General features: G+C 56.7%; 26 protein-coding genes and 1 riboswitch. Of the genes, 13 read left to right on the forward strand and 13 right to left on the reverse strand.

The window, feature by feature from the left end; translation table 11 throughout:
* The first annotated feature begins 296 nt into the window (after window positions 1–296).
* Window positions 297–809: a hypothetical protein gene (locus PUV47_RS15140; protein ID WP_274219420.1), complete on the forward strand. Its 513-nt coding sequence runs from the start codon at window positions 297–299 to the stop codon at window positions 807–809.
* 172 nt (window positions 810–981) lie between these two features.
* On the opposite strand, the gene PUV47_RS15145 is transcribed toward PUV47_RS15140, so the two are convergent.
* A complete protein-coding gene (locus PUV47_RS15145) occupies window positions 982–1500 on the reverse strand; it encodes a DUF721 domain-containing protein (RefSeq protein WP_274219421.1) in 519 nt (172 codons plus the stop codon).
* Window positions 1501–1647: 147 nt separating this feature from the next.
* Between PUV47_RS15145 and mutY the strand changes: the two genes are divergently transcribed.
* Window positions 1648–2697, forward strand: coding sequence for an A/G-specific adenine glycosylase (gene mutY / locus PUV47_RS15150; protein WP_274219422.1), 1050 nt, complete (start codon window positions 1648–1650; stop codon window positions 2695–2697).
* 48 nt (window positions 2698–2745) lie between these two features.
* On the opposite strand, the gene PUV47_RS15155 is transcribed toward mutY, so the two are convergent.
* Window positions 2746–3840, reverse strand: coding sequence for a TRAP transporter substrate-binding protein (locus PUV47_RS15155; protein ID WP_274219423.1), 1095 nt, complete (start codon window positions 3838–3840; stop codon window positions 2746–2748).
* Window positions 3841–4003: 163 nt separating this feature from the next.
* The gene (locus tag PUV47_RS15160; protein ID WP_274219583.1) at window positions 4004–5482 is read right to left on the reverse strand and encodes an AMP nucleosidase; all 1479 of its coding nucleotides are present in this window, start codon (window positions 5480–5482) and stop codon (window positions 4004–4006) included.
* 287 nt (window positions 5483–5769) lie between these two features.
* Between PUV47_RS15160 and PUV47_RS15165 the strand changes: the two genes are divergently transcribed.
* Window positions 5770–6750, forward strand: coding sequence for a DUF2332 domain-containing protein (locus PUV47_RS15165; protein ID WP_274219424.1), 981 nt, complete (start codon window positions 5770–5772; stop codon window positions 6748–6750).
* Between the two features lie 233 nt (window positions 6751–6983).
* Complete coding sequence (locus tag PUV47_RS15170; RefSeq protein ID WP_274219425.1) at window positions 6984–8099, forward strand: adenosylhomocysteinase; 1116 nt, start codon at window positions 6984–6986, stop codon at window positions 8097–8099.
* A 32-nt stretch (window positions 8100–8131) separates the two neighbouring features.
* Here PUV47_RS15170 and PUV47_RS15175 read toward each other — a convergent pair whose 3' ends face one another.
* The gene (locus tag PUV47_RS15175) at window positions 8132–8470 is read right to left on the reverse strand and encodes a hypothetical protein (protein ID WP_274219426.1); all 339 of its coding nucleotides are present in this window, start codon (window positions 8468–8470) and stop codon (window positions 8132–8134) included.
* 208 nt (window positions 8471–8678) lie between these two features.
* Between PUV47_RS15175 and PUV47_RS15180 the strand changes: the two genes are divergently transcribed.
* The 3 genes from PUV47_RS15180 to PUV47_RS15190 all read left to right on the forward strand — a co-directional run bounded on the left by PUV47_RS15180 (window position 8679) and on the right by PUV47_RS15190 (window position 11485).
* A complete protein-coding gene (locus PUV47_RS15180; RefSeq protein ID WP_274219427.1) occupies window positions 8679–9806 on the forward strand; it encodes a site-specific DNA-methyltransferase in 1128 nt (375 codons plus the stop codon).
* Between the two features lie 244 nt (window positions 9807–10050).
* Entirely contained in the window at window positions 10051–10758 is a 708-nt protein-coding gene (locus PUV47_RS15185; protein WP_274219428.1) for a hypothetical protein, read from the forward strand.
* A gap of 43 nt (window positions 10759–10801) precedes the next feature.
* Window positions 10802–11485: a hypothetical protein gene (locus tag PUV47_RS15190; RefSeq protein WP_274219429.1), complete on the forward strand. Its 684-nt coding sequence runs from the start codon at window positions 10802–10804 to the stop codon at window positions 11483–11485.
* 39 nt (window positions 11486–11524) lie between these two features.
* Here PUV47_RS15190 and tyrS read toward each other — a convergent pair whose 3' ends face one another.
* Together tyrS and PUV47_RS15200 are read right to left on the reverse strand one after the other, a co-directional pair.
* On the reverse strand, window positions 11525–12799 hold the full coding sequence (tyrS, locus tag PUV47_RS15195) for a tyrosine--tRNA ligase (RefSeq protein ID WP_274219430.1): 1275 nt from the start codon (window positions 12797–12799) through the stop codon (window positions 11525–11527).
* A 241-nt stretch (window positions 12800–13040) separates the two neighbouring features.
* Window positions 13041–13709 carry an HAD family hydrolase gene (locus tag PUV47_RS15200; protein ID WP_274219431.1) on the reverse strand — a complete coding sequence of 223 codons (669 nt, stop codon included), beginning with the start codon at window positions 13707–13709 and terminating at the stop codon, window positions 13041–13043.
* 195 nt (window positions 13710–13904) lie between these two features.
* Between PUV47_RS15200 and PUV47_RS15205 the strand changes: the two genes are divergently transcribed.
* Together PUV47_RS15205 and PUV47_RS15210 are read left to right on the forward strand one after the other, a co-directional pair.
* Window positions 13905–14831, forward strand: coding sequence for an alpha-1,2-fucosyltransferase (locus tag PUV47_RS15205; RefSeq protein ID WP_274219432.1), 927 nt, complete (start codon window positions 13905–13907; stop codon window positions 14829–14831).
* Window positions 14832–14935: 104 nt separating this feature from the next.
* On the forward strand, window positions 14936–15859 hold the full coding sequence (locus PUV47_RS15210) for an alpha-1,2-fucosyltransferase (RefSeq protein WP_274219433.1): 924 nt from the start codon (window positions 14936–14938) through the stop codon (window positions 15857–15859).
* Here the strand turns inward: PUV47_RS15210 and PUV47_RS15215 are convergent.
* The 7 genes from PUV47_RS15215 to PUV47_RS15245 form a co-directional block, all read right to left on the reverse strand.
* Window positions 15856–16980, reverse strand: a complete 1125-nt coding sequence (locus PUV47_RS15215; RefSeq protein WP_274219434.1) for a glycosyltransferase family 61 protein — start codon at window positions 16978–16980, stop codon at window positions 15856–15858. The genes PUV47_RS15210 and PUV47_RS15215 overlap by 4 nt on opposite strands.
* Before the next feature lie 197 nt (window positions 16981–17177).
* Window positions 17178–18770, reverse strand: a complete 1593-nt coding sequence (gene gcvPB, locus PUV47_RS15220; RefSeq protein ID WP_274219435.1) for an aminomethyl-transferring glycine dehydrogenase subunit GcvPB — start codon at window positions 18768–18770, stop codon at window positions 17178–17180.
* Window positions 18767–19108 (reverse strand): hypothetical protein, encoded by a 342-nt coding sequence (locus PUV47_RS15225; protein ID WP_274219436.1) that lies wholly within the window; start codon window positions 19106–19108, stop codon window positions 18767–18769. Before PUV47_RS15225 ends, gcvPB begins: the two co-directional genes overlap by 4 nt.
* Window positions 19105–20454, reverse strand: coding sequence for an aminomethyl-transferring glycine dehydrogenase subunit GcvPA (gene gcvPA, locus PUV47_RS15230; protein ID WP_274219437.1), 1350 nt, complete (start codon window positions 20452–20454; stop codon window positions 19105–19107). Before gcvPA ends, PUV47_RS15225 begins: the two co-directional genes overlap by 4 nt.
* 76 nt (window positions 20455–20530) lie before the next feature.
* Window positions 20531–20902, reverse strand: coding sequence for a glycine cleavage system protein GcvH (gene gcvH / locus PUV47_RS15235; RefSeq protein ID WP_274219438.1), 372 nt, complete (start codon window positions 20900–20902; stop codon window positions 20531–20533).
* 70 nt (window positions 20903–20972) lie between these two features.
* Window positions 20973–22118, reverse strand: coding sequence for a glycine cleavage system aminomethyltransferase GcvT (gcvT, locus tag PUV47_RS15240; RefSeq protein ID WP_274219439.1), 1146 nt, complete (start codon window positions 22116–22118; stop codon window positions 20973–20975).
* A gap of 186 nt (window positions 22119–22304) precedes the next feature.
* Window positions 22305–22409, reverse strand: a riboswitch (glycine riboswitch).
* A gap of 139 nt (window positions 22410–22548) precedes the next feature.
* Window positions 22549–23154, reverse strand: a complete 606-nt coding sequence (locus PUV47_RS15245) for a hypothetical protein (RefSeq protein ID WP_274219440.1) — start codon at window positions 23152–23154, stop codon at window positions 22549–22551.
* Between the two features lie 214 nt (window positions 23155–23368).
* Between PUV47_RS15245 and ispH the strand changes: the two genes are divergently transcribed.
* From ispH to PUV47_RS15265, 4 genes are read left to right on the forward strand one after another with little or no spacing between them, the layout of a single operon-like run.
* Window positions 23369–24349, forward strand: a complete 981-nt coding sequence (ispH, locus tag PUV47_RS15250) for a 4-hydroxy-3-methylbut-2-enyl diphosphate reductase (RefSeq protein WP_274219441.1) — start codon at window positions 23369–23371, stop codon at window positions 24347–24349.
* A gap of 3 nt (window positions 24350–24352) precedes the next feature.
* Complete coding sequence (locus tag PUV47_RS15255) at window positions 24353–25318, forward strand: homoserine kinase (RefSeq protein ID WP_274219442.1); 966 nt, start codon at window positions 24353–24355, stop codon at window positions 25316–25318.
* The gene (rnhA, locus tag PUV47_RS15260; RefSeq protein WP_274219443.1) at window positions 25315–25791 is read left to right on the forward strand and encodes a ribonuclease HI; all 477 of its coding nucleotides are present in this window, start codon (window positions 25315–25317) and stop codon (window positions 25789–25791) included. The genes PUV47_RS15255 and rnhA overlap by 4 nt, the downstream gene beginning before the upstream one ends.
* Window positions 25791–26723 (forward strand): diacylglycerol/lipid kinase family protein, encoded by a 933-nt coding sequence (locus PUV47_RS15265; RefSeq protein WP_274219444.1) that lies wholly within the window; start codon window positions 25791–25793, stop codon window positions 26721–26723. The genes rnhA and PUV47_RS15265 overlap by 1 nt, the downstream gene beginning before the upstream one ends.
* Window positions 26724–26733 lie beyond the last annotated feature (10 nt).

Below are 26733 nucleotides of genomic sequence, written 5' to 3' on the forward strand. Positions count from 1 at the left end.
ACTAGTCGGATTGCAGCATCAGCACCGCCTGCCAACTTGCCCATTTCCGTCTTTAGCCCGAATTTGAGTGCTAATCGCGACACTTTCCTGCGACTTACTAACGCGCGCGGCACGCTGAAAGCCCCTAGGTCACCTTGCTCTTACAAGACAAAGCTGTGGCACTGCTAACAAGAATCCCATTTCGAGACGTAGTTATGGGCAAAACCGGCATAACACCTTTACTTTTGTACTAAGAGTCAGGCATTTAGAAGACAGGGTGATTTCATATACGATTTGTTAACTAACGAGCGGGTGACATGGTGCGGATTACTACTATGTTGGTCACGGCGATTGCCTTGGCTGGATGTCAAGCTTCCATGAAGGAAGACTTCGTTGAACCAGTAGCGCAGGCCCCCGCACCTGAAGAAAACGTCGCCGCCGCCACCGATACCTTGCCCAGCTTTACACCCCAGGCCTATGCCGGCTCTACGGATCTGGACTCCCTGACCGGCATGCGCTGGGAAGTGAAAGAAGGGGATAGCGCTCCGGCCGGAACCTGTTTCCTGAGCTTCTCCAAAGCCAACAGCGAGCAGGGACAAGTGCTGCGCACCCTCGGCGCAGGCATCTACAGCGGAAGCGTGAATGCAGACGGCTGCACCAGCGCGGAACTGGCCAAGGCCAGCTACTGGAGCATTACCGGTGACAGCATTGAACTGCACTCCGCGACGAACGGCACGACGGCCTACCTTTTGATGGAACGCCCAGATTTGCTGCTCGGCTACACAGCCAATGGCGCTGATCTGGTTGTGAGCCACGCAATAGGCCAGTAAACCACAAACAATCCATTATCGATTTTGATGAGAGAGGCGCAGCGGGGACGGTGCGCTTTTTTCGTGTGAAGTGAGCGCCGGTCTTGGCCACTAGGCTGCTGTTGGGCCGCAAGAGGGCCGCAGCTGGGGCAATGACGCGCCCCGGTACTTCTAATTTGGGCTCGTTGCGGAGTTAGTCCTCAACGCGCGCTGCGATCTCAAGACCGAGCTTCTCCAGAGCCGCCTGAAGGCGCGGGTTACCTACCCGTTCAACCTGTTCCTTGATCTTCTGCTTTTCCTCACTGGAAAGCTCTTTACGCTTGGGAGCAACCGGTTTTGGCTTGCGCACCAACGTGCGTTGCATGATACGGATACGTTCTACCGCGTTCCAACCAAAGAACGCGTTGATCCGTTCACGCAACTGGGGGAGCTCGTGAGACAGAAGCAGAGCCGATGGGGCATCCGCATATACAAGGAGCGTCGCAGGTTCAAGAACCGGCTCGCCATCCGCCGTCTTGCGGCGAGGCCATATAAGCTGTCCGGGCTGCACGCGTTCTGCGTATCGTTCTCCGACCAGCTCCGGCCAGGCACTCAGCAACTCGGAAGTCGCGAAGCCCCTTTTTCGCGCGACCGGATGCATTGTCTGGCCAATCAGCTCTCCTAGCTGTCGACCATCTGCTCCGGAACGCTTGACCTGTGCAGTTGTCTTCATAATTTAAACCACGCCATGGAAATAAGGCACTTATGTGTCCTGCTATTCCTATTAGTTCTAATTGAGCCCTAACTTTCGCGGTACCTCAAATTACCAAGGGTTCCTTGATAATCTGGGGGGCAATCTTACAAGAGCTCTGACTAACTCATGCAAGAAACTACAACACTACTTTACTGGTATGACAGAAATTTCCGTAACCTTCCATGGCGCACTGCGCCAAACGCGGATCTTTCCGGTGCAAAACCAAACCCTTATCACGTTTGGCTTTCGGAAATCATGTTGCAACAGACTACCGTTGCTACAGTCATAGACTACTTTTTAAAGTTTACAGTTCAATGGCCCAACCTAGAAAATCTTGCGGAGGCAGAAGAAGAAGATGTGTTGAAAGCTTGGGCAGGTCTTGGATATTATTCCCGGGCGAGAAACCTGCATCGCTGCGCAAAACTAGTAATGCGCGAGTATAACGGACGTTTTCCGGAAGAAGAGCATAAATTACAAGCACTTCCGGGAATTGGGCCTTACACTTCTGCCGCGATTGCTGCAATTGCGTTCAACCAACACGCGGCTGTCGTTGACGGCAATGTGGAGCGTGTGATTAGCCGGCTCCATGCAATAACTGACCCCTTACCTGGTGCAAAACATGTGATTAAGTCCCATATGGGGACACTTACTCCACACGATCGGCCCGGAGATTTCGCTCAGGCTGTCATGGATCTGGGCGCTACCGTATGCACTCCGCGATCGCCAGCATGCACGATTTGTCCGTGGGTTGACGTATGTGTAGGGCGCAAACAAGGCATTCATGAGACCCTTCCGCGCAAGGCACCAAAGAAAGTCAAGCCCACACGAAAGGGAATGGCCTTCATTGTCAGGAGAGCGGATGGCGCGACCCTCTTGCGACGCCGCCCGGACAAGGGGCTGCTGGCCGGAATGAGTGAACCGCCTACATCGATCTGGGCTGAAGATATGTCACAAGATGATTTAAGTTTAGCGCCGTTCAACCTTGAATGGATACGTGCCAGCACGCAAGTTAAACATACTTTTACGCACTTTCATCTTGAGCTGGCAATCTGGTTCGCCGAGCCAAATGAAGCTTTGGAAATACCTGAGGGTTACTGGTGGTCAACTCAGGAAGAACTTGATGGAGAAGCTTTGCCGACTGTCATGAAAAAAGCCGTCAGGACCCCTTTGGCCTGATCGCCAAAGGGGTGCACTTCCGGTCCGGTCGCCCTGGGGGTAGGGTTCCTATGTTTCGGTTGAGCTGTTGCGCAAAGCACTGAATGGCTCTTGCGCCACGCGAGACAAGTTGACCAGCCGCGCCTGAGCAGACTTGTAGCCTTGATAGACACGCTCCGTGAGGCCATCCTGCCCGGCATAGCCCATCATCACGTCTTCACAGGTGTCCATGAACGCTTCCTGAACTTCCTGCGGCAAGGGGCGGACGGGGAATTTCTTGTCTTCCTGCAAGGACTGCAGTGCGACGGCGTTTTGCCAGGTGAACTCAGCGGCCAACAGGTCGTTTTCAGCATGGGCAGCTGAGGCAAACAGCAGCTGATCTTCCGGTGTCAGCGAACGCCAGAAGTTGAGGTTCACCCCCATGGAGCAAGCAATGCCACTGCCGTTGAAACCGGGATAGGCGCAGTATTTTGTGACTTCATGCAGGCCAAGCCCCATGGCTGCCCACGGTCCGGCCCAGTCTGCCCCATCAAGTCCACCGGACTTCAGGGCGGTGCGAATTTCATTTGCCGGAATGGTGATGGCCATGCCGCCCAAGCGGCGCAGCACTTCACCGGCCAACCCCGGCAACATCATCTTGAAACCGCGCAGGTCGTTGACAGTCTCAATGTCGCGGCTGAACCAACCGCCCACCGTGTGGGTGGTGTGACCCGCCATGAACGGCTTGATGTCGAACTGGCCCGCAACTTCGTCCCAAAGCTCCTGCCCGCCACCCCAGTGGATCCAGGCCTGATATTCGGTGTGCGTCATGCCGCCGGGCACGCCACCAAAGAAACTGAAGGCCTTGTGGTTGCCGTTCCAATAGTCATCTGAGGCGTGATAGAGCTCAGCCGCGCCGGAAGATACGGCGTCAAAGGCTTCAAACGCTGGCACCAGTTCGCCTGCCGGATAGACATTCACCTCAAACCGGCCACCAGAGCCGGCATTGATGCGCTCGGCAATTCGTCCGGCCGCGACGGAAAAGCCCGGCAGAGTACGAGGCCAGCATGTAACCATGCTGAGCTGGCGGCGGTTCATCACCTGAGCAGGGGCTGCGAGTGGCGCGGCAACCGCGCCTGCGCCAACCATTGCACCAGCTGTTTTCAGAAACCTACGACGATTCAAGGCGGACTCCCGAGTTTCGGCGCGGCTTCCAACGCAGCACACGGATTTTGGATGCGCGCCTGAAGCTTGCCGGATCTAAGATCTGCCTTGAGCTATAAAAAACAAACCTCGCGGGAAACTGAACTCCCGCGAGGCTCCTGAAAATTTTGGTAGATTTGCGGCCCTATTGGAACGCAGTCTCGGCAAAGCTGCGGAGTTTGCGGGAATGCAACCGCTCCAGCGGCATCTCTCGCAGGATTTCCATGGTTTTGATTCCGATTTCCAAATGCTGCGAAACCTGACGGCGGTAGAAGTCTGTCGCCATGCCCGGCAGCTTCAACTCGCCATGCAGAGGTTTGTCGGAGACACACAGCAGCGTGCCATAAGGAACACGGAAGCGGAAACCGTTGGCCGCAATGGTGGCGGACTCCATGTCCAGAGCGATGGCGCGGGACTGAGAAAAACGCTGGACCGGCTCGCGATGGTCGCGCAGTTCCCAGTTGCGGTTATCAATGGAGGCCACGGTACCGGTGCGCATGACGCTTTTCAGCTCAAAGCCCTCGTAACCCGTCACCTTTTCAACGGCTTCTTCCAGCGCTACCTGCACTTCTGCCAGTGGCGGGATCGGCACCCATGTTGGCAGATCCGCATCCAGCACCTTGTCCTCGCGCACATAACCGTGGGCCAACACATAATCACCGAGCTGCTGGCTGTTGCGCAGCCCTGCGCAGTGACCAAGCATCAACCACGCATGCGGACGCAGCACGGCAATGTGGTCGGTGATGGTTTTGGCATTGGATGGCCCCACACCGATATTCACCATTGTGATGCCGGAGTTGTCTTCACGCACAAGATGATAGGCGGGCATTTGCGGCAAGCGCCCCAGAGGTTCGCCAGAGGATGGCTCGCTCTCACCGGAGCGGGTGACCAGATTGCCGGGCTCGACAAAGGCCTTGTATCCGCTGTTGGGGTCCTTCACCAGCTCACGCGCCATCTGGGCAAAGCCATCAATGTAGAACTGATAGTTTGTGAAAAGCACGAAATTCTGGAAATACTTCGGCGCGGTCGCCGTGTAGTGCTGCAAGCGGTGGAGGCTGTAGTCTACGCGCGGTGCCGTGAACGGCGCCAGCGGTTGCGGCCCCTCGCCCGGATCAAACGTTCCGTTTGCAATGGCATCATCCATGACGGCAAGGTCGGGCACATCAAAGATATCGCGCAATGTAAACTCAGGATTTGCAGCGAAGGCGCCCTCTACATGGGCCCCATCATAGAAAGCAAAGTGCAGTGGAATGGGCGTATCGCTATAACCAATTTCCACCGGGGCATTGTGGTTCCTGAGCAATAGCTCGATCTGGTCTTCCAGATAGGAACGGAACAAGTCAGGCCGCGTGATTGTGCTTGTGTATTTACCAGGCCCCGCAACGAAGCCATAGGACAGACGCCCATCGGCACGGCTGTGGCTTGCCAGTTCAAAGCGAAGCTCGGGATAGAAGGCTCTTACACGCCCTTCAGGGGTGGAGCCTTTGGCGATGCGCTCAAACTCGGCACGCAGAAAAGCTGTGCTGGTGTCAAACAACTCAACGAGATAGCTGACAGCGGCTTTGGCATCTTCAAATTTACGGAAGGGTTTTGGGTCGGGTATCAGGATGGAACGGTTTTCCATCTGAACGTCGCTACCGGATATAGTCGACACGTCTTTTTCTCCTAGTTCGTGTCGCTCTATGTCTGCCTTAGGTCAATGACAACGTCAAGACAATTACCTAGCGTTTTGAATATTTTTGCCGCCAACGAGATATTTTTCACAACTATCCCGAGATTTTAAGGTCAGCTTTTTCAATCAAAAAGCACTAATTGGCACATCACAGGGCGCACTGCATGCATCCGGGCCTATTTACAGGTGTAGTCTACCTGTTAGACTTAAGCTTTATTTGAGCTTTCGGCGGTGGACTTATGCAGGTTTTGGATGAAGCTATCACGACAGGCTACAGGGCCTTTGCCAAACGAGAAGCTCACGGGCATTCGCCAACCTATGAGGCATGGGCCCTAAAGATCGCGGAGAGCTCTGAAGCTCATCAGTTTCTGCTGAACCTGCCGCCTGAGAAGCGCCAACCCAACCTTCTGTTTGCCGCCATCAGAGCTGTTACGGGCACCGTTCCAGAGGCCGATGACCTGCCGCGCCTGCTGCAAACCCAATCCGCTGACATTCGAGCTGTGATGGCAGCACGCATGACACAAACCAACGAGCCCAACCGTTGTGCTGTTCTGCTGCCACAGTTGTTGGCGCTTCCGCAGCCCCTTGCCTTGCTTGAAGTGGGGGCGTCGGCAGGCCTTTGCCTGCTGCCGGACTACTATGACTATGAGATTGGCGGCCGCAAACTTGCCGCGCCAAACCCGCAGGCGTCTGGCGTTCCCTCAGTCATGCTTCATTGCGAGGCACCAGAAGCCTATGAGCTGCCCTGTGCACACCTGGAGGTGGCGTGGCGCGCGGGCCTTGATCTTGCGCCCATAGACCTGAGAAGCGTTGAAGAAGCGAACTGGCTACGCACACTAGTGTGGCCAGAACAGACAGCGCGTCTGGAGCGATTGAACGGCGCGATTGAGATCGCGCGGCAGATCAAGCCACCACTCCACAAAGGCGACCTTACCAAGGACCTGAAAGGCCTGATGGAAACCGCGCCACCGGACGCGACGCTGGTGGTGTTCCATAGCGCCGTCTTGAACTATGTGCAGGATGCTGCGCAACGTCAGATCTTTGCCGAGACAATGCTGGCTTCTGACGCCGTTTGGCTCAGCAATGAATCCCCGCGGGTCTATCCCTTCCATGAGGCTCATGGACTGGATGCCCCTGCCCCCGGTCTGTTCCTGCTTTCCAAGAACGGCAAGCCCAAGGCTTGGACAGGGCCGCATGGCCAGTCCTACACGCCGGTTTAGTTCTCACCAGTTTCGGCTGCAGCAAACTGGCACCAGTCCGGCAGCTTACCGCAAGCGCTTCGGACCGCAGAGAGCGTACCATGTTGATCCATAAAGGCTGAATGCTGCATATCATGAGGAGTAACTGGGCTTCTCGTCTGGACAAACGCCCTCCTGACAAATACTTTGCGCCAAAATACGTAGAGCGTGAGATCCTGCGCTGTCCCCTTCACATCAAACGTTGAAATTCCATCATGCCAAAATCCAGATTTCCCATCGAGTGGGTTGAGCAGCACATGCCACGCACCCGCCGTTCGCTTGAGGGGTTGCCAGACCTCGCCGGTGTCCGCCTTGCAATGAGCATGCATTTGGACATCAAGACCCTCCCCCTTGTGAAAGGGCTCGCCCGCAAAGGAGCAGAGCTTTACATCACCACATGCAATCCGACGACGGTACGCGATGATGTGGTGGAAGGCATGCGCAAGGCCGGAGCGCAGGTGGAAGCGGGCGAAGGCATGAGCGATGCGGACTGGCAGTCGGCCATTGCAGGCGGTCTTGAGTGGGGCCCAACCCACTTCAGTGAAATGGGGTCGGACTACACCCACTATCTGATCGCCAACGGCCTCGCGTTTCCTGAGATCAAAGCGGGCCTTGAGGCGACTGGCTCTGGCATCAACCGTTTGCAGGGCAAGCTCCCGCCATGGCCGATTTTCAACTGGGACGATGTTCCAGTGAAGGAAGGCTTACACAACCGCCATATGGTGGGCCTGACAACATGGCATGCGTTCTATAATGCAACCTTGGTCAGCCTGCACGAAAAGCGGGTGCTGGTTGTTGGCTACGGCACGGTTGGCCAAGGGCTGGCCGCAAGCGCAAGGGCCTATGGTGGCACCGTGATGGTTGCGGAAGTCGATCCCGCCCGGCTGCTTCAGGCTCGATATGATGGATGGCAAACAGGCACTGTTGAGGAACTTGCGCCCCATGCCGATGTCATTGTCACCGGGACTGGCGCGCATCACGTACTGCCCGGAGACGTGATTGCAAAGCTAAAAGACGGCTGCTTCATTCTCAATTCCGGTCACAAGATCGATGAGATTGACCTCAGCGCGTTTGGCGGCTGCCCTTCAGAAGAGCCCGTGCCGTTTGTCACCCGATACCGCCTCGCCTCTGGCGCACATGTGCATCTGTTTGCAGGTGGAGCCATGGCGAACCTGACGGCTGGCGAAGGGGACAGCCTCAATGCCTTTGACCTGACCCTTGCCATTCTGGCTGAAGGGATCGGCCATATTCTGGGTGAAGGTGAAAGGGCCGAACATGGTGTGCACCTGTTGCCCCGTTCTGTGTGGTCGCGGGCCTGCCCGGACGCCTGATTGGCCCTTGAAGCCAAGACGCGCTTCAAACCCTAGAGAAAACGGCCCTGCCATTTTTGGCGGGGCTTTTTTTTTGGTGCTCTGAGCTGGTTCACGGAGCCGAGATGCAAGCCGCGTGCAGCATCGCACGCGCTGCAATCATGGGTCATTACCGTCTCTTGCACAAACAAATGTCCCGCTTCGCCCGTTACCTCAAAACAAATCACCACCTCCTTGAGCTTATTGAAGATCTGGCGAGTGGGTGATTTGCCCCTTCCCGAGCAGCTGCCGGTTAACTGATTTGGCTTTTCCCGCTTCTTCAGGCTGTTTATATTTACCAGTTCCACGCCTTGGACAAAAAAATATGCGGCGATCAGCTCTGCAATTTGCAAGCGAGTTGAGACGCACTTAAGCAATCAGAAACTTTTAACCCAAGGTATCCCGAGGCTAATAGTTAACCGGCTTTAACTTAATGGCGCTTCTTTGAAAGTCTAAATAAACCGTTGAATCCATTAAAATAAAAGAATTTCGACGTTTACCTCCGATTTACCATATCCGGTAACCATAAGCCTCAAGATTTGCGTGAGGTAATGCGTCGCAATGAGAGTACAGCGTACCGGGGTGTCCATGGCGGCACCCCACCATTCATCAAAGCCGGATTGGCTCGACACCATCATCAAAGGGGACTGTGTAGCGGCCCTTAACAAGCTGCCAGCACACTCTGTTGATCTTGTCTTTGCTGATCCACCATACAACCTTCAGCTTGGCGGAGATCTTCATCGGCCAGACCATTCAAAGGTGGACGCCTGTGACGATCATTGGGACCAGTTTGCTAGCTTCGAGGCGTATGACGCCTTTACGCGGGCTTGGCTCCTCGCCGTCAAACGTGTTCTGAAGCCAAATGGCTCGCTCTGGGTCATCGGCTCCTATCACAACATTTTCCGCGTCGGCTCGGTTCTGCAGGATCTGGGATACTGGATCAACAACGATGTCGTGTGGCTGAAGACGAACCCAATGCCCAACTTCCGTGGCAAGCGGTTCACCAATGCACACGAGACGCTGATTTGGGCGACCCCCAACCAGAACAGCAAGCCAACGTTCAACTACGATGCCATGAAGACGTTCAACGACGACGTCCAGATGCGTTCAGACTGGGTTCTGCCGCTCTGTACGGGTCACGAACGCCTCAAAGACGAAAACGGCGACAAGGTCCATCCGACCCAGAAGCCGGAGAGCCTCCTGTATCGCGTATTGCTCTCCACTTCGAACCAGGGCGATGTGATCCTTGACCCGTTCTTCGGCACCGGCACCACAGGTGCAGTTGCCAAGAAGCTCGGCCGCCACTTCGTCGGCATTGAACGGGAGGACGCCTACATCAAGGCAGCTTCCGAACGCATCGACCGGGTTACCCCGGCAAACGATGACTTCCTGCAGATGACCAGGGGCAAGCGGGCTCAGCCTCGTGTGCCGTTCGGCAACCTGCTGGAAACCGGCCTTTTGAAACCGGGGGCAGAACTGACTGACGCCCGGGGCCGTTACAAGGCAACGGTTCGCGCCGATGGCTCGCTGATCTGCGGTGAGCACTCCGGTTCGATCCACAAGGTTGGCGCTCTTGTTCAGGGCCAACAAGCCTGCAACGGCTGGACTTTCTGGCACATCAAGCGCGGCACCTCGCTTGAACCCGTGGACGCCCTACGAGACATCGTCCGCTCAAACATGCCGCGCTAGATAACAACTTCATAATGGCCATATTGCCTTGCCCCGCCTCCCACTTGGGACGCGGGGCCTTTTTCTTTTTACGCCGGGCACTTGCAGGTTCTTCTTAAATTAGGTTTCACGCCTTCCCGCAAAGCGCGTCTTCCTTAGCACTTGAGTATCGCGTTCACGCGATCACCTGCCCGCACCTTGCCGGCCTTCTGTCCCATGGGGAGGGCGTGGGTGATCTTCATCACTTGCGAGGAAGTTCCCAGCGATGTCTGTCAATCCGACACCCATTTCCGTCATCTCCATGGACAACCTGCTGTTTGGCACGATCCGCCTGACAGGGACGGGCTATGAGGCCCAGCAATTTCCCAGCCTTTACTTCATGGCGGACAACAACCGCTTTGTTCGGCTGCGCCCGTTTCACCGCTCAGGGTTTTGCATTGTGGATCGGCCAAGCCGTTTCATTTTCATCGAAGCGTCCTATGGCAATCCAAAGACGGCAGTCTACCAGTGTGAACTTGGTGACACCAAAGCGGGCATTCAGGCCACTTTGGAGGCGTTGCCTGTTACTCAGGTGCAAGCAAAACCGCAGAACCCCAGTGGCCTCAACCTTTATTATGTGACCGACGGCGCGTTCAACGGCACCATGTGGTTCACCTCCCCCACAACGCAAAACACGCTCTGCCCGGTGGTGGTTCGCGACTTTACCGATCGGACCCGAGCACCCCATCTGGGTCATTCGCTGATCTCAAAGAATGCCCTTATTAATTTCTACAATGACAACTACCCCGGCTACCTGAACAAGTTGCTTGCCCTTGGCACCAAGGCCCAAAGCGTGACCGTTCAAATGGCAGACCAAACACAGCAGACGTTCAACATCAGCTCCAACCTCAGTTACTTTCCTGAAGACAGCTTTGTTGATGCCAACGCCCAATTCCAATTCATCAGTGCGTTCATAAACGGCCTGTCCACGTGAGGCACGCCTTCTTCTCCTTCAAGATTGCGGAGTGTACAGAGCCATGCAGACACCAGTTCCCTTGATCAATCAAAACAACATTGTGTTTGGCACCGTAAGGCTAACGCCGACCAATGACATTGCCCCAAACCAGCTGCCGAGCATTTACTTTATGGATAATGGCGGGGCATTTTTGCGCTTGCGCCCCTTGCACGTGGCCGGTTTTGGCATGTTTCCAAAACCCGCCCGGCACATTTCCCTTTATGCCCGCCCTCCCGGACAGGCGAACCCAAGCTTCTCCTTTTCGCCGGGCAACACCCGTGATGAAGTGTTGGAGTGGATGGATCTTTTGAACCACGTCACCGTGTTTGGCGGCATAGTGGAACGCATGCCTTCGGGCATTTACCTGCACTACCAAAACGTTCAGGGTCCGAACCTGCCAGCGGATGGCAATGCCCTGCACATTCGCGACTACTCGCCGGGCCACCCGGAGCGCTCGCACTGGGGCCATGCGGTGATCCGCGCACAGGAGTTGATTGCCTATTACAACAACACCTATCCGGGTTTGTTTGCCCACCTCATGAACCTTGGTGTGAACGCTCAAAGCCCGTTGTTCACCGTACAGCCTGCCATAGCGCCCCAAGTGACCTTGGTAACCGACGCCCAATACATGCCGCTGGACTGGTTTGAAGGTGACGCCAATGCGCAGCGCGCGGCCATGATCCAGTTCATCAGCAGCTTTGTGTGAGGAAGGACAAAAGGGCGCCCAGATGGCGCCCTTTTGACGTTACTTGAACTGAACCAACGCCTTGCGTTTGCGGCCCACCGAAAGAGAAATGCGATCGCCGGTCCGAATATCGCCCTCTGAGATCTGCCGCTTTTCATCCAGAATGAGCGTGCCGTTGAGTTTGACGCTGCTGCCTTGAACAAGACGGCGTGCCTCGCTGTTGGAGCCAGCAAAGCCAATTTTCACGATCAGCTCAAGCAGGCCAATGCGCGTGCTGAGCAGCGCAAGCGGCAGTTCATGGGTTGGTTCTGTACCCTCATCATTTCCAGAGAACAGGGCCTCACCCTGCTCCATTGCAGCGCGTGCGGCCTCCGGCCCGTGAACAATGCTGGTGACTTGTGTTGCCAGTATCTTCTTGGCCTCGTTCAGCTCCTGCCCTTCCAGCTTGGCGAGGCGACCAATTTCTGCCAAGGGCAGATCGGTGAACAGCTTGAGGAAGCGGACCACATCGCCATCTGCCGTATTGCGCCAGAATTGCCAGAAGCCGAAGCTGGATAACCGCTCGGGGCTGAGCCAGACGGCACCGTCGGCGGTTTTGCCCATCTTGGATCCAGAGGCGGTGGTGAGAAGCGGGAGGGTAAAACCGAAAAGTTGCTTTCCTGCGCGCCGTCCCAGGTCAACGCCGTTGACGATGTTGCCCCATTGATCAGACCCACCAATTTGTAAAACACAGTCGAACCGCTTGTTCAGCTCAACAAAATCCACTGCCTGAAGCATCATGTAGCAGAACTCCAGAACAGACAGGGGCTGCTGTGCTTCCAACCTGGACCGCACGCTGTCAAAGGTCATCATGCGGTTGACGGTGAAGTGGGTGCCGAACTCGCGCAGGAACTCCAAAAAGCGGAACTCGTCCAACCAGTCGGCATTGTTTGCCATACGGCCTTCACCCTCTGACAGGTCGAACAGACGCTCTACCGTAGCGCGGATACCGTTGAGGTTATGCTCAATCTGGGCGTCATCCAGCATGGGACGACTTTCACTGCGAAAGCTTGGGTCGCCAATGCGCGTGGTGCCGCCGCCAACCAGAAGAATGGGCTTGTGATCCAGTTTCTGAAGCCAGCGCATGGCCATGAGCGGCAGCAAATGCCCCACATGCAGGCTGTCAGCGGTGGCGTCAAAACCAGCGTACGCGGTGATGGGCCCTTCCATGAGGCGCGCATCAAGCGCTTCCAGATCCGTGCATTGATGCAGAAAGCCGCGCTCGATCAGAAGCTGGAGGGCCTCCGATTTGGGACGAAAGTTTCGGCTGTTGTCGATGGTGGTGTGAATGGTCATTTTCAGGTCTCCTGTTGCCACGCAGGGGCCCAAAAATGAACAAGCCGCCTGGCGGCGGCTTGGTTGTTCAGTTGATGCTTTTTGTCATGAGCACGATCGAACACAAGCCGCAGGTATGTGGCTTGCGTAGTAATAAACAGAGGTGATCATGAACTGCATCTGGGTCATGCCAATTTGATAGCGAGGACCTGCAGAGAAAGTCAAGAGACTTTCTCTCAGGTTCTATTGCAAAAAGTATAACCTACTGTTTGAACTCAGCAAAAAGGCCCGGCAACTGGTGCATATGATCGAAGATCAGCACCGGATTCTGGTCCGCAAGCTGTTTGTGAAGGCGCTCTCCGCCGTGTGTCGCGCCTGTAAACCCAAAGCAGTGCATGCCTGCTGCATGGGCGCCCTGCATGCCGCGCGGGCTGTCTTCAATGACCAGACAGCGGTTCGGCTCGGTCTTCATCAGCTCGGCTGCACGCAAGAAAACGTCCGGAGCCGGTTTGCCCCGCGCCACGTCCTGCGCAGACACGATCTTGCCTTCAAACCGGTCATAAAGACCCGTGTGAGAAAGGCCGAATTTCAGGTGGCGGTGAGACGCGCCAGAAGCAATCGCCATCGGCATGTGGTCCAGTTCCGCCAGTGCTTCATGAACACCGGCAACAGCCTGAAGCTCTCGTTCAAAAATCTCAAAGACCCGCTCATAAAGGCGATCGAAGGCCGGGTGCCCCGACACATCACGGCCCAGCTCAGCTTCCAGTGCCACGAACAAGTCACGGCCTGTCATGCCCGTAAAGCGGTCGATGACGCCCTGCGCATCAATTTCCAGTCCGACTTCACGCAGGCACTCGGCCTCTGCCTCAGCGGACAGATGCTCACTATCAATCAGGCAGCCATCGCAGTCCCAAATGATCAAATCAACCATGATCTTTACGTTCCTTCAGTTAGTCCTTGGCTCCCGTGCGGCACCCTACGCAGACACACCCTGCCCCGCAAATGAAATTCTGTTTCAACACGTTACGCAGCTTGTCCCCGGCGATGACAATGCCCCCTCATTTGTTCGGGACGACGCCCCCGAACCAGCTCCGTAATCTCCAGAAGGGAAGTGGGAGGAGCAGCAATGCAGCTTGAGGTGTTGAAGAGTACACAGCGTGAAGGCACCATCCGCAACAGCCGCCAAGTGCTGTTGCAATTGAAGGGCAAGACCGGGAACCAATTGTTTCAATATGCAGCCGGGAAATACCTTTCTCAGCAATTAGATGCAGAACTGTTGGTTTATCAGGATGCCAAGGATGTTGGCACCATTCCCAACACCCTGCTGCACTTTAAAACCCAAGCGCGGCTGGCCAGTCAGCAGGACCTGAGGCGCTGTTTCTGGCCAGCGAGCAAGCCGCGCGGGCAAAAACATCGGCTGTGCCGTGAGTTTCTGGCCGGGTATGCGCAGCGGTTTATCGAGGATGAACTTCCCACCTCTCTTGCGTTACCGCAGCCAATGACGCGCCCGCTGCACCTCTCCGGGTTCTTCCAGAATTTTGAAGCTGCGGATGCTCTTGGTGTCTCATTGCGACAAGACCTGATCTTGAAGACCGAGATGGCACCGCAGCGACGTCATATCCTTCATCAGATTCGCTCTGGGCCCAGCGCGGCACTGCATATCCGCAGGGGGGATTATCTGGAGCCTGCGCACCAGGAGGCATTCGGCTCCTGCGATCTTTCCTATTACACGCAGGCGATCACGTTGTTACGCAACACCTACGGTGTGAACACCTTCTACCTTTTCAGCGATGATCCTGAGTGGGCACGGGCGCATTTGGGCGGCAAGAGGTATATCCAGATCGTCCCACCTCTTGGCGACCACCGGGACCATGAAGACATTCTGCTGATCGCGGCCTGCGATCACGCCGTGATCGCGAACAGCTCCTTCAGCTGGTGGGGGGCCTACCTGAACCGGTCGCCCCGCAAGGTCATTATCGCGCCAAAGATATGGTTTCGCGATGGCTCCATTGATGAAGACCGGTTGTTGCCGCCGACATGGCTTCGGCTTTGATCGAGCCCCCACCAGTGGCTCCTCCCATTTCTGACTAGTGGCTTCGGGCGGAGGACGCTTTTTCGCAAAGCTCCTATCCTTCCATCTGACAAAGGAGAAGGCCCATGTCTTTACTGGCAGATCACACAATGAAGAGACCCGGAAAAGCGACTGGGCCCTATATCATTGTGCGGCTGCGCGGAGGCATCGGCAATCAGTTCTTCCAATATGCCATTGGTCGAAAGGCCGCACTGGAAACGGGTAGCCAGTTGCGGTTTGATATAACGGAATACTCCCTGTACCCGGAGCGGCGCTATGCATTGGAGCACTTCAACGTGGCGGGGGATGTGGCCCAGCACGAGGAATGCGCCAGTGTGCTGTGGCCCGCAAAGGAGTTTGGCCGCACCGCCCAGCTTCTGCGCAAGGTTTATCCGTTTTACAAGAGCCGCTGCGCCCATGAGAAGGATTGGGCCTATGCGCCCGACGCGCCGCGGATTTCCCGCAATACCTATCTCGATGGGTACTTCCAAAGGGCGCTGATCCCTTTGAGCATCCAAAATACGCTGCGCCGAGATTTGAGCCTGAAGCGTCCGTTCGCACTTTCGCGTCAAAAGACCCTCAGCCACATTGAGCGGGCGCGGAGCGTCTCCCTGCACATCCGCCGCGGCGACTATCTGAAGCCGCAGAATCTTGCCAGCTATGGCCTTTGCAGCCCGGATTACTATCTGGAAGCCAAGAAGCGCATGGAGCAGGACATGCCCGGAGCGCAGTTCTTCGTCTTCACCGATGATCCGTGCTGGGCCAAGGCCTTCTTCAAGACATCAGGTAATGTGCGCGTTCTGGAACCGCAACCGGATGGCAAGGACCATGAAGACCTGATGCTGATGTCCAGATGCCAGCACCATATCATTGCAAACAGTTCTTTCAGCTGGTGGGCCGCGTTCCTGAACTCTTCCAAGGAGAAGCGCGTTATTGCGCCCAAGCAATGGTTCAAGGCAGCCAATCAAGGGGCTGACCACCTGATGCTGCCAAGCTGGATTCTGCTTTAGGTCAACTCTGTTTCCAACAGGGCGTCGAGTTCTTCAACTACCTGATGCGGCACTTCGAAATGCTGGTGAGACTGCCCCTCTTCGCAAATGAGAGGTGTGTAGCGATGTCCTTTCAACGTGGCCAGCCACATGTAGGCGCTCTGAATATAATCACTGGAGAACAGTTCCACCACATGGCATCGGCCCGCCTGCGTAAACACCAGATTGGAGAGGGCCGCCCCATGGGCGCTGACAATCATCTCCGCCTCGCTGAAGGTGCGCACCTGCGTTGCATGATCCATCTCTCCGGGGCACACCACCTCAAAACCGAGCATGGTCAGCCTCAAGATCAGCTCGTTCTCGTTCAAGATATGACGAATTTTAGCGTCCTTGCGCGACAGGTAGAGCCGGCGATGTGGCCTGCCACTTGGCACAATGCCGTAGGCCGCTCTAAAGGTGGCGGCCAGCTTTTCGATGGCGCGTTCGCTAAAGGGGGCCCGGTATTCGCAGTTCTGTGCTTCATCGATATGAAGCAGCTCATCGCACACGATGCGTTCACGCTCCTCAACCACCTCAAGACGAAGCTGCGGATAGAGTGAGGTGAGATGCGCATAGGCAGCCAACTGATAGGATGCCAAATCGGGCCGCACCAGAACCGTGATTGCATCGAACCGATGGGCGTGACGCTCCAGCGCCACCAGAAGCGGGTACAGCCCATCCATGATGAAGTGGTAGTAGTGCTTGTGACCCCGGCGCATGCCGAGGCGGTTGATCACAAGCCCTTCAACCTTTCGGGTCACCAGCCGTTGAAACTTGGTTGTGTTCCGGGCGATGCTCTGGATCTGGGCACCAACCTCAATGAGGACCGTTGAGCCACTGTGCCCAAGCACGTAACACGGCCCCAAACGATAGAAGCTAATCTCCGCTCTGCCCTTCAAGGTGATGGGCAGCGGGTAGCGGGACTGCTCCAGCGCGCCATGGGCTTGGAGAAAATCAACACGGTCAGCGGGCATGGAACAGGTGCTCTGCTCCACAAAGCGCTCCAAAAGTTTGCTTTCAAGAAGCTGCCGCGAGGCTTCAGCGGGGAAGAAATTAAAGGCACGGCCAAGCTTTGGCCATCTGCTGGCCAGTTGGGATTGCACGGCAAACCTCATTTGCCGTGAAGTTGGAATATTTCGCCGCCACCATGGTGCCCGCCGCATGTCATCGCCCCCTGTTCCCGCAGTCAGTGTTACTCAGGCGATAGGGGCAGGAACATCCTTTAAAACAGGTGGTTCGGGCGCGACGAGAAGCCCATCAAACAAAAGAAAACCCCGGAGGAGGCTCCGAGGTTCTGTTGTCATTCAGCGGCAGCCTTTGGCTCCACGTCGGTGGGCGTCGGCGGCGTCCATCTCAAGATTGGCTTACGCGCTGCCTGCGTCTCATCAAGACGGCGGCGCGGGGCCAGATATGGAGCCCCTTCGAACCGCTGCGTCTCGCCCCGCTTTGCGCTCATGACCAGATCGCGCAGTGTGGCAACGAACAAGTCCAGCGAGGCAAGGCTCTCGGACTCGGTTGGTTCGATGAGCATGGCCCCATGCACAACAAGCGGGAAGTACATGGTCATCGGGTGATAGCCCTCGTCGATCATGGCCTTGGCGAAGTCCAGCGTGGTAACGCCAGTGTCCTTCAAGAAGGTATCGTCGAACAGCACTTCGTGCATACACGGGTTCTCGCCATATGGCAGGGTCATCAGGTCCTGAAGGCCCACTCGCACGTAGTTAGCATTCAGCACTGCATCTTCCGAAGCCTGCTTGAGGCCATCCGAGCCGTGAGAGAGCATGTAGCTGAGTGCACGAACGAACATGCCCATCTGGCCATGGAAGGCGGTCATGCGACCGAACGGCACTTCCCCCGGCTCAAGCTGGGTCTCTGTCTCGACCACTTCCAGTGCATCGTCCTTCTGCCGGATGAACGGCAGCGGTGCATACGGCGCCAGGCGCTCGGAGAGCACCACCGGACCGGAACCCGGACCACCTCCACCATGGGGGGTGGAGAAGGTCTTGTGCAGGTTGATGTGCATGGCATCAACGCCCAGATCACCCGGCTTGGCCTTGCCGACGATTGCGTTAAAGTTCGCGCCGTCGCAGTAGAAGTAGGCACCCGCCTCATGGATGGCATCTGCGATTGCAATGATGTCCGGCTCGAACAGACCGCAGGTGTTCGGGTTGGTCAGCATCAATGCCGCCACCTTGCCCTCATTCTCCTTGATCTTTTCGATCACAGCAGATGGGTCTACGGTGCCGTTGTCGCGGGCCGGGATGGACACCACCTTGAAGCCCAGAAGCGCGGCAGTCGCCGGGTTTGTGCCGTGGGCACTTTCCGGCACCAGCACGATGGAGCGGTCCTCGCCCTTTTCCATGATCGCCTTCTTGATGGCCATCATGCCGCACTGCTCGCCATGGGCACCGGCCTTCGGGCTCATGGCCACAGCAGAAGTGCCGGTCAGCTTCATCAGCCAGTCCGCAAGCTCGGCAATCACCTCAAACGCGCCCGGCACAGTAGAGACCGGCTGGAGAGGATGCACATCTGCAAAGCCCGGCACACGCGCCATCTTTTCGTTGAGACGCGGGTTGTGCTTCATGGTGCAAGAGCCCAGCGGATAGAGCCCGCTGTCGATTGCGTAGTTGTTGCGGGACATGCGCACATAGTGGCGCATGGTTTCCGGCTCTGACAACGCTGGAAGGTCCAGACCGCTCTGGCGCGCGTGGCTGCCTAGGCGCGGGGTGAACTCTTCCGGCTCATCCAGATCAACGCCGCAAATGTCGGAGCGGCCAATCTCGAAGATCAGCGGCTCTTCCATGTTCAGCGCCTTGTTGCCCGTAAACGTGGTGTGCACGGGCGCGTCGGCTGTGCCCGGTGCGGTTGGGCGGCCTTGTGTGTTCATGCTCATGGCAATTCCTCACCCACTTGGTCGCGTCTTGCGTAATCATCGACAACGTCAAACAGTGCGTTGACGGTCTGCGCCACAAGAGCGTTCCGTTTTGTCTCGTCCAATTGTGCAATCACTGCTGAAAGCTCTACGGAGGTGTTCACGTAGTCCACTTCCAGCAGCTCGGCGACACGCTCATAGGTGTCGTGGCCTGCCGGGCCCAGCTCGCGCCAGTTCTCATGAAAAACAGTTTCATGCAGAACTTCGGCAAGGCGCATGGACAGGTCATCTTTGCCTGTGATGAGTTTCACGGCCAGATCGTTGGCCAGAGGCCGAAGGATCTCCGAGAAATGGCTCATCCAAGCACCTCCTTGAGCGCCTCAACAAAGGCTGCGCGGTCTTCATCCGTGTTCACTTCCGTGGAAGCCACAACGATGAGGTTTTCCAGCTCGCTTTGACCCGGCTCCAGACGTGAGACCGGCAGACCGCCGAGCACGCCGTTCACCGCCAGAGCTTCGATCACATCATTGGCGTTTGCAGGAACCTTGATGGTGAACTCGTTGAAGAAGGCCTCGTTCAGCACCTCCACACCGTCCACTGCGGCCAGCGCATCCGCCAACTTGATCGCGTTGGCGTGGTTGATGCGGGCAAGACGGGAGAGACCTGAACCACCCAAAAGAGTCATGTGAATAGAGAAGGCCAGACAGCACAGACCGGAGTTGGTGCAGATGTTGGAGGTCGCCTTGTCGCGGCGGATGTGCTGCTCGCGGGTGGACAGGGTCAGCACGAAGCCACGCTTGCCTTCCGCATCCACGGTTTCACCGCAAACGCGCCCCGGCATGTTGCGCACATACTTCTGGCGCGTGGCGAACAACCCAACGTAGGGGCCACCGAAGGTGAGCGGATTGCCAAGGGACTGGCCTTCGCCAACCACAATGTCCGCACCTTGGGCTCCGGGGCTTTCGATCAGGCCAAGCGACACCACTTCCGTGAACACAGCGATCAACAACGCCTTGTGTTGATGCGCCTTGTCCGCAATCGGCTTCAGGTCAATCAGCTGACCGTAAAAGGATGGCGACTGCACCACGACGCAGGATGTTTCATCATCGATCTGAGCAAGGATGTCCTCAGTGCCCATGGGGTCGGCTGGTAGAGACACAACTTCCCCCCCCGGCAGCTGACTAGTGATGCCCTCTACCACCTCCCGGTATTGCGGGTGCAGGCCACCAGACAGAACCGCCTTCTTCTTGCGGGTCACACGGTGGGCCATAAGCACTGCTTCAGCTGTTCCGGTGGAGCCGTCATACATGGAGGCGTTGGCCACTTCCATGCCGGTCAGCTCTGCCACCTGCGTCTGGAACTCGAAGAGCGCCTGCAGGGTGCCCTGTGTGATTTCCGGCTGGTAAGGCGTGTAGCTGGTCAAAAACTCCGAGCGCTGGATCAGGTGATCCACTGTGGAGGGCACATGGTGCTTATAAGCCCCTGCTCCCACAAAGAACGGCACAGAGCTTGCGCTTGTGTTTTTAGAGGCCAGCTTGTTGAGGTGGCGTTCCACTTCCATCTCGCTCTTGCGGCGAGGCAGGTTTTCCAGCTCTTTCAGCCGGGCAGATTCTGGGATGTCTGCGAACAACTCATCAATGGTGCCAACGCCTACTTGCGCCAGCATGTTCGCGCGATCGCTATCCGAAAGCGGGAGATACCGCATAGACCCTCTCTTGCAAAGGTAACACTAGAAGCACCGGGGCTGCCGGTTATTCCGGCAGCAGATCCACTCAAGACCGTTATAGGGTCTCCACGTATGCCTTGTAGGCTGCTTCATCCATAAGGCCTTCAAGCTGGCCCTTGTCAGAAAGCTTGATCTTGAAGAACCATGCTGAGTTTTCAGGGTCTTCGTTGACCTTTCCTGGCTCCTCAACCAAGGCTTCGTTGCCTTCGACAACTTCACCGTCAACCGGCACGTAAACCTCACTGGCTGCCTTTACGGATTCAACCACTGCTGCTTCGTCCCCCTTGGAAAGGGTCTTGCCGTTTTCTGGAAGTTCAACGAAAACCACGTCGCCCAGCTGGGCCTGTGCGTAGTCGGTGATGCCAACAGTTGCCACATCGCCTTCTACTTTGAGCCACTCATGGTCCTCTGAAAAATAGGTGCTCATTGGTTTGCAGTCCTCTCGTCTGGATCGTCAATCGAAACAGGTGCCAGCGTCTTTAAGTTGGCTGGTCCCTTTATTTTGGTTTTCTGTAATAGCGCTGAGGCACGAACGTTGTTGTGGTTACGGTCGCAGGCAATTCTCGCCCACGGACCACAAGGGCCAGTTCTGTCCCCACCTCGCTGAATTCGGTTGGTACATACCCCATGGCAATGGGCGCGCCCAACGTTGGCGCAAAGCCGCCAGAGGTCACGATTCCGATGGCCTTGTCAGCGCCCGGCACACGAATTTCCGCGCCTTCGCGGGCTGGCGCGCGTCCATCAATCTTCAATGCAACACGCTTGCGCTTCGGCCCTTGCGCGAGTTCCTTCAAAATGCGCTCACCACCGGGGAAGTCTCCGGCTTCCTTGCGGCGCTTTTGCATGCAGAAGGTGATGTCGCCCTCAACCGGCGACGTGGTCTCGTCAATGTCGTGGCCGTAAAGGCACAGCCCCGCTTCAAGACGCAGGCTGTCGCGGGCTCCCAGGCCAATGGCCTCGACCCGCTCGTCGGCAAGCAGAGCCTTTGCTACCGCTTCTGCTGCGCCCGCTGGAACGGAAATTTCGTAGCCGTCTTCCCCAGTGTAGCCGGAGCGAGACACGTGAACAGCAACCCCGTCAAACTCCATGGACGCAACGGACATGAAGCCCAGTTCTGCCGCTTCTGGCGCATGCAAGGCCATCACTTCTGCCGCCTTTGGGCCCTGAAGGGCAAGCAGCGCCTTGTCCTCATATGTTTCCAGTGAGATGCCTTCCGGCAGGCGAGCGCGGATCACATCATAGTCCACCGACTTGCGCGCTGCGTTTACAACGAGCAGCAACTCACCTTCACGGGATGGTTCGGCCGGACGGGATACCATGAGATCGTCAATGATGCCGCCTTCGCCATTTAGCAGAACGGTGTAGCGCTGTTTCCCGGCCTTGAGTTCCTTGATGTTGGAAGGCACTAGGGTTTCGAGGAAGGTGGCAACCGTGTCGTGGTCTGGCCCCTTGAGGGCGGCCTGCCCCATGTGAGAGACATCAAACAGACCTGCGGCATCGCGGGTGTGAAGGTGCTCCTTCATGATGCCGAGGGGATACTGAACCGGCATGGCATAGCCTGCGAAGGGAACCATTTTCCCACCGAGTTCCACATGCAGGTCGTAAAGGGGAGTCTTCAAAAGGTCTGTGGTTTGTTCAACCATGGTTGTCCTCGACTAAACAGAGCGCAAGCAAATCCGAACCTTTCTGTTGAAAAGCCCGTGTGCGCCCCCTCTGTCCTGACAACCTGAGAGATTTCCCGAGCGCGAAACCTGTTGGCCCGCGCCCGATTACTCCTTCGGTGAGGCTCCCCCCGGCACATGCCGAAATTGCCTGCTTTCCAGAGTGCTGCTTACCAAGCGGTCCTGCGGCCTGAGAGTTTCCGGGGCGGTTGCTCCTTCGGCGTCGCCTGTTGTCACCTAAGGTGACCTAGCGATCTCTCCCGCTTGGGCGGTTATAAGTCCTGTCAGACCGGCCTTTCACCGCTGACAGGTGAGCCTGACAAGACACGCAGCCGACGTCCCGCCAAGGTCCCAGATCTCAGGGCGAAGCTAAGTAGTTCGCCTGAGACCTGATATCTCTGTAACCTGTTTTTTACTTCTCGTCGAATCCAAAAATGACCTTGTAGCCCGGCTCATCAGGAAGGACGATGCCCTCCTCAACCAGCGTCCAGCCTTCACTTGGAGAGCCTTCACCCAGCGTCACCGGAACACGGAACAGATTGGAGTAAACGGTCTTTTCTTCATCATCACCGGAAGAAACAATCGCAACGCGGATTGGAAGCAGCAGTTCGCCGCCTTTCCATGCAGGGCCCGGTGTCACGCGACCGGCCAGTCCGAGCTTCATGGACGCTTGATCTTGCGCATCGGAACAGGTGCGCGCCCATTCAACCAAGGTTGCCTGGTAGCGCAGACCACGCGGGTCATCCTGCTTGCCGCGCGCATATTCCTGAATGATTGTTGTGCCGTTTAGCGGCTCCAGACGCGGACAGAAATCGGATACGTTAAAGACCGAAAAGTCCACATCAGGCATGTTTTCATTCTGTGCTGCCGGGGCTGGACCTGCTGAACTCGCGCTTTCAAGCTCGTCATCACCACCGCCCATGACACCACAGGCGGCCAGACCAGCGCTGACCACGGCAATCATGGATGCGGTTTTGGCTTTACTTAAAAAGCCCCCGGTAAACGCCTTTCCCACCATGCGAATCCCATATATTTCATCGAAAAACTGAAGGTTCTATAGCAGGCAAAACGGTTGTTTGCACGCCAGTTGGCGTTTTTCCGCCAAATCACCAAGGGTTTCTGTTGAACACTGGGGCAACAGACACGCTGGATTTAACCGGTTAGGCCTTGCACAGGCCCCACTGAATGACATATTCGTCAAAACACGTCATTCTCTAAAGCAAGGCAAGCTGATGCAGGGCGAGACCGCTACCAAACCTCATCTGAAAATCCTTTTGTGCGCGCCGCGCGGCTTTTGCGCCGGCGTTGATCGCGCCATCCAGATTGTGGAGCTGGCCCTGCAGAAGTACGGCGCGCCGGTTTATGTGCGCCATGAGATCGTCCATAACAAGTTTGTGGTGGAGTCGCTGCGCAACAAGGGCGCGGTGTTCGTTGAAGAGCTGGATGAAATCCCCGTAAAGGATCGCCCGGTGATCTTCTCCGCCCATGGTGTGCCGAAATCCGTGCCGGAAGCAGCCCAGCAGGCCAACCTTTTCTACCTTGATGCAACCTGCCCGCTGGTTTCCAAGGTACACAAGGAAGCGATGATCCATAACAAGCGTGACCGTGAAATCCTCCTGATTGGCCATGCAGGCCACCCGGAAGTCATCGGAACAATGGGACAGCTGCCAGAGGGCGCAGTCACCTTGATCGAAACTGATGAGGATGCACGCAGCTATCAACCGAAGACCGAGAAGCAGCTCGCCTGGATCTCGCAGACAACTCTGTCAGTGGACGACACTGCAGAGATCGTCCGCATCCTGAAGGAACGTTTCCCGGATATCGCAGAGCCCCACAAGGACGACATCTGCTACGCCACCACCAACCGTCAGGAAGCCGTGAAGCACATCGCGCCCATGTCCGACGCCGTTGTGGTGGTTGGCGCACCAAACTCATCAAACTCCCAGCGCTTGCGAGAGGTCGCGGAGCGGTCCGGTTGTGAGAAGGCTGTCCTCATCCAGCGCGCTACCGATCTGGATTGGACTGATTTTGAGGGCATCTCAACCCTTGGCATCACCGCCGGTGCGTCTGCACCCGAAGTGCTTGTTGAGGAAATTGTTGATGCCTTCCGCGAGCAATTTGATGTCACGGTTGAAACGGTTACAACAGCCCGCGAGGATATAGCATTCAACTTGCCCCGCGAATTGCGCGATATGGGCGCTGCTGCAGAGTAACAAATGGCCGTTTATACCGAAGTTTCCGATGAGGAGCTGTCCGAGTTCATCGCACACTACAACGTGGGTGACCTGCTCTCCTTCAAAGGCATTGCCGAAGGTGTCGAGAACTCGAACTTTCTCGTTCACACCACAACGGGAAACTTCATCCTCACGCTCTACGAAAAGCGCGTGAACCCAGCGGACTTGCCGTTCTTCCTGGGCCTGATGCAACATCTTTCCAAGCGCGGCCTGAACTGCCCGACGCCACTGGTTCGTGACAACGGCGAAATGCTGGGCGAACTGGCGGGCCGTCCTGCTGCCATGGTGACCTTTCTGGAAGGCATGTGGGTGCGCCGTCCGCGCATCGAGCACTGTGCTGAGCTTGGTGCGGGCATGGCGCAGATGCATCTGGCCGGAAGCGACTTTGACATGTCGCGCCCCAATTCACTTTCCGTTGATGGCTGGCAACCGCTGCTTGATGCAAGCCGCGACCGCGCCCATGAGGTGATGGAGGGCCTTGCCGAGGAGCTGACGGCAGAGCTGGAAGAGCTGAAGGCAAAGTGGCCAAGCGATCTGCCGAGCGGTGTGATCCACGCGGATCTGTTTCCCGACAACGTGTTCTTCCTTGGTCAGAAGCTCTCCGGTCTCATCGACTTCTATTTTGCCTGCACTGATGCTTTTGCCTACGACGTGGCAATCTGCCTGAATGCATGGTGTTTCGAGGTGGACGGCTCGTTCAACGTGACCAAGGCCCGCGCCTTGCTTGATGGCTATCGCAGCCTGCGCCCTTTCACAACCGAGGAGTTTGACAGCCTGCCGCTGCTATGCCGTGGTGCATCGCTTCGGTTCCTGTTGACGCGCCTTTACGACTGGCTCAGTGTACCTCAGGGGGCGCTGGTCGTGCCAAAAGATCCAATGGAATACCTTCGCAAATTGCGTTTCCACCGCGACGTGACGAGCGCCCAGGCATACGGACTCGATCAATGAGCGCAGACACACGGGTGCAAGCCTGGACCGATGGCGCATGCTCTGGCAACCCGGGCCCCGGCGGCTGGGGTGTTCTGTTGCGTTTTGGAGAGCACGAAAAGGAGCTGTGCGGCGGCGAGCCCGGCACCACGAACAACCGTATGGAGTTGCAAGCCGCGATCAACGCCCTGCGCGCGCTGAAGCGCCCGGTCACCATCGACATCTACACTGACAGCTCCTACGTGAAAAACGGCATCACCCAATGGATGCACAACTGGAAACGCAAGGGCTGGCGCACCGCGTCCAACTCTCCAGTCAAGAACGCGGACCTGTGGCAAGAGCTCGATACAGCCGCCAAACTGCATGATGTGACGTGGCATTGGGTCAAAGGCCATGCAGGCCACGAAGAAAACGAGCGCGCAGATGCCCTTGCACGGGCGGGCATGAAGCCTTATCAAGGCAAAAATGCCAAGAATCTCAAGGATGACGAGTGATGACAGGTCCGCTTCCTACGCCTGATGTGCAAGGCAGGACCCAAACGCCACCCGAGTTTACGCGCCGCATTCTCATACTCGCCAACCCGACTGCAAGTCACTTCAAAACTCAGACCCTTTCTGAGATCGTGACGCGGCTTGAAGCTATTGGCAGCAAAGTAGAGCTTCGCTTGACCCGCCATGTGGGTGAAATTGCCGAAACCTGTGCTCATCCGGAACTTGATGTGGACATTGTCGCCGTTGCGGGTGGGGACGGCTCCATCAATGAGGCGGCGCAAGCGCTTCAGGAACGCGCGTTCAAACCCGCCTTGGCGATCATCCCCTTCGGCACGGCGAATGTGCTCGCCAGTGAGTTGAACATCCCAAGCAATCCCAAGGCTTTGGCTCAACTTCTTGCCACCGGCAAGACCCGCAAGCTGCATCACGGCCTGGCGAATGGGCGCCCCTTCTACATCATGGCCTCCACTGGCTTTGATGCAGAAGTGGTGCATCTTTTGCCGCTACGCTTGAAACGGAAACTCGGCAAGCTCGCCTACATCAACACGGCGTTGCGCTTGGCATGGACACGTCGGCGCTGCATCTTCCGCGTGAAGACTGAAGGCGAAATGATCGAATGCCGAATGGTGATTGCCGCCAATGGAAAGCACTATGGCGGCCGCTACGGGCTGTTTCAGGAGGGCTCGGTGCTGGAAGACGGGTTGACCCTCGTCCTGCTGGCAAAGGACAACCCAGTGGCACTGATGCGCTATGGCATCCGGCTTTGGATGGGTACGTTGCACCGAGCCAAGGATGTCCAGATCCTGCAGACAAAGCAGGCCTATATTGAATCCTACAAGCCCGCAGCCGTTCAGATCGACGGGGAGCCCTATGGCGGAACGCCCTTGGAAATCACGGTAGGGCGAACAACCCTGCCCATCGTGGCAACGGCCTAAGACACACTAA

This window comes from Pseudovibrio exalbescens (genome assembly GCF_028737195.1).
Lineage (GTDB): Bacteria > Pseudomonadota > Alphaproteobacteria > Rhizobiales > Stappiaceae > Pseudovibrio > Pseudovibrio zosterae.

Coding starts and splice junctions, on each gene's coding strand:
- PUV47_RS15140 (WP_274219420.1), top strand. CDS start 297: ATGGTGCGGATTACTACTATGTTGGTCACGGCGATTGCCTTGGCTGGA.
- PUV47_RS15145 (WP_274219421.1), bottom strand. CDS start 1,500: ATGAAGACAACTGCACAGGTCAAGCGTTCCGGAGCAGATGGTCGACAG.
- mutY (WP_274219422.1), top strand. CDS start 1,648: ATGCAAGAAACTACAACACTACTTTACTGGTATGACAGAAATTTCCGT.
- PUV47_RS15160 (WP_274219583.1), bottom strand. CDS start 5,482: ATGGAAAACCGTTCCATCCTGATACCCGACCCAAAACCCTTCCGTAAA.
- PUV47_RS15165 (WP_274219424.1), top strand. CDS start 5,770: ATGCAGGTTTTGGATGAAGCTATCACGACAGGCTACAGGGCCTTTGCC.
- PUV47_RS15170 (WP_274219425.1), top strand. CDS start 6,984: ATGCCAAAATCCAGATTTCCCATCGAGTGGGTTGAGCAGCACATGCCA.
- PUV47_RS15180 (WP_274219427.1), top strand. CDS start 8,679: ATGAGAGTACAGCGTACCGGGGTGTCCATGGCGGCACCCCACCATTCA.
- PUV47_RS15185 (WP_274219428.1), top strand. CDS start 10,051: ATGTCTGTCAATCCGACACCCATTTCCGTCATCTCCATGGACAACCTG.
- PUV47_RS15190 (WP_274219429.1), top strand. CDS start 10,802: ATGCAGACACCAGTTCCCTTGATCAATCAAAACAACATTGTGTTTGGC.
- tyrS (WP_274219430.1), bottom strand. CDS start 12,799: ATGACCATTCACACCACCATCGACAACAGCCGAAACTTTCGTCCCAAA.
- PUV47_RS15200 (WP_274219431.1), bottom strand. CDS start 13,709: ATGGTTGATTTGATCATTTGGGACTGCGATGGCTGCCTGATTGATAGT.
- PUV47_RS15205 (WP_274219432.1), top strand. CDS start 13,905: ATGCAGCTTGAGGTGTTGAAGAGTACACAGCGTGAAGGCACCATCCGC.
- PUV47_RS15210 (WP_274219433.1), top strand. CDS start 14,936: ATGTCTTTACTGGCAGATCACACAATGAAGAGACCCGGAAAAGCGACT.
- gcvPB (WP_274219435.1), bottom strand. CDS start 18,770: ATGAGCATGAACACACAAGGCCGCCCAACCGCACCGGGCACAGCCGAC.
- PUV47_RS15225 (WP_274219436.1), bottom strand. CDS start 19,108: ATGAGCCATTTCTCGGAGATCCTTCGGCCTCTGGCCAACGATCTGGCC.
- gcvPA (WP_274219437.1), bottom strand. CDS start 20,454: ATGCGGTATCTCCCGCTTTCGGATAGCGATCGCGCGAACATGCTGGCG.
- gcvH (WP_274219438.1), bottom strand. CDS start 20,902: ATGAGCACCTATTTTTCAGAGGACCATGAGTGGCTCAAAGTAGAAGGC.
- gcvT (WP_274219439.1), bottom strand. CDS start 22,118: ATGGTTGAACAAACCACAGACCTTTTGAAGACTCCCCTTTACGACCTG.
- PUV47_RS15245 (WP_274219440.1), bottom strand. CDS start 23,154: ATGGTGGGAAAGGCGTTTACCGGGGGCTTTTTAAGTAAAGCCAAAACC.
- ispH (WP_274219441.1), top strand. CDS start 23,369: ATGCAGGGCGAGACCGCTACCAAACCTCATCTGAAAATCCTTTTGTGC.
- PUV47_RS15255 (WP_274219442.1), top strand. CDS start 24,353: ATGGCCGTTTATACCGAAGTTTCCGATGAGGAGCTGTCCGAGTTCATC.
- rnhA (WP_274219443.1), top strand. CDS start 25,315: ATGAGCGCAGACACACGGGTGCAAGCCTGGACCGATGGCGCATGCTCT.
- PUV47_RS15265 (WP_274219444.1), top strand. CDS start 25,791: ATGACAGGTCCGCTTCCTACGCCTGATGTGCAAGGCAGGACCCAAACG.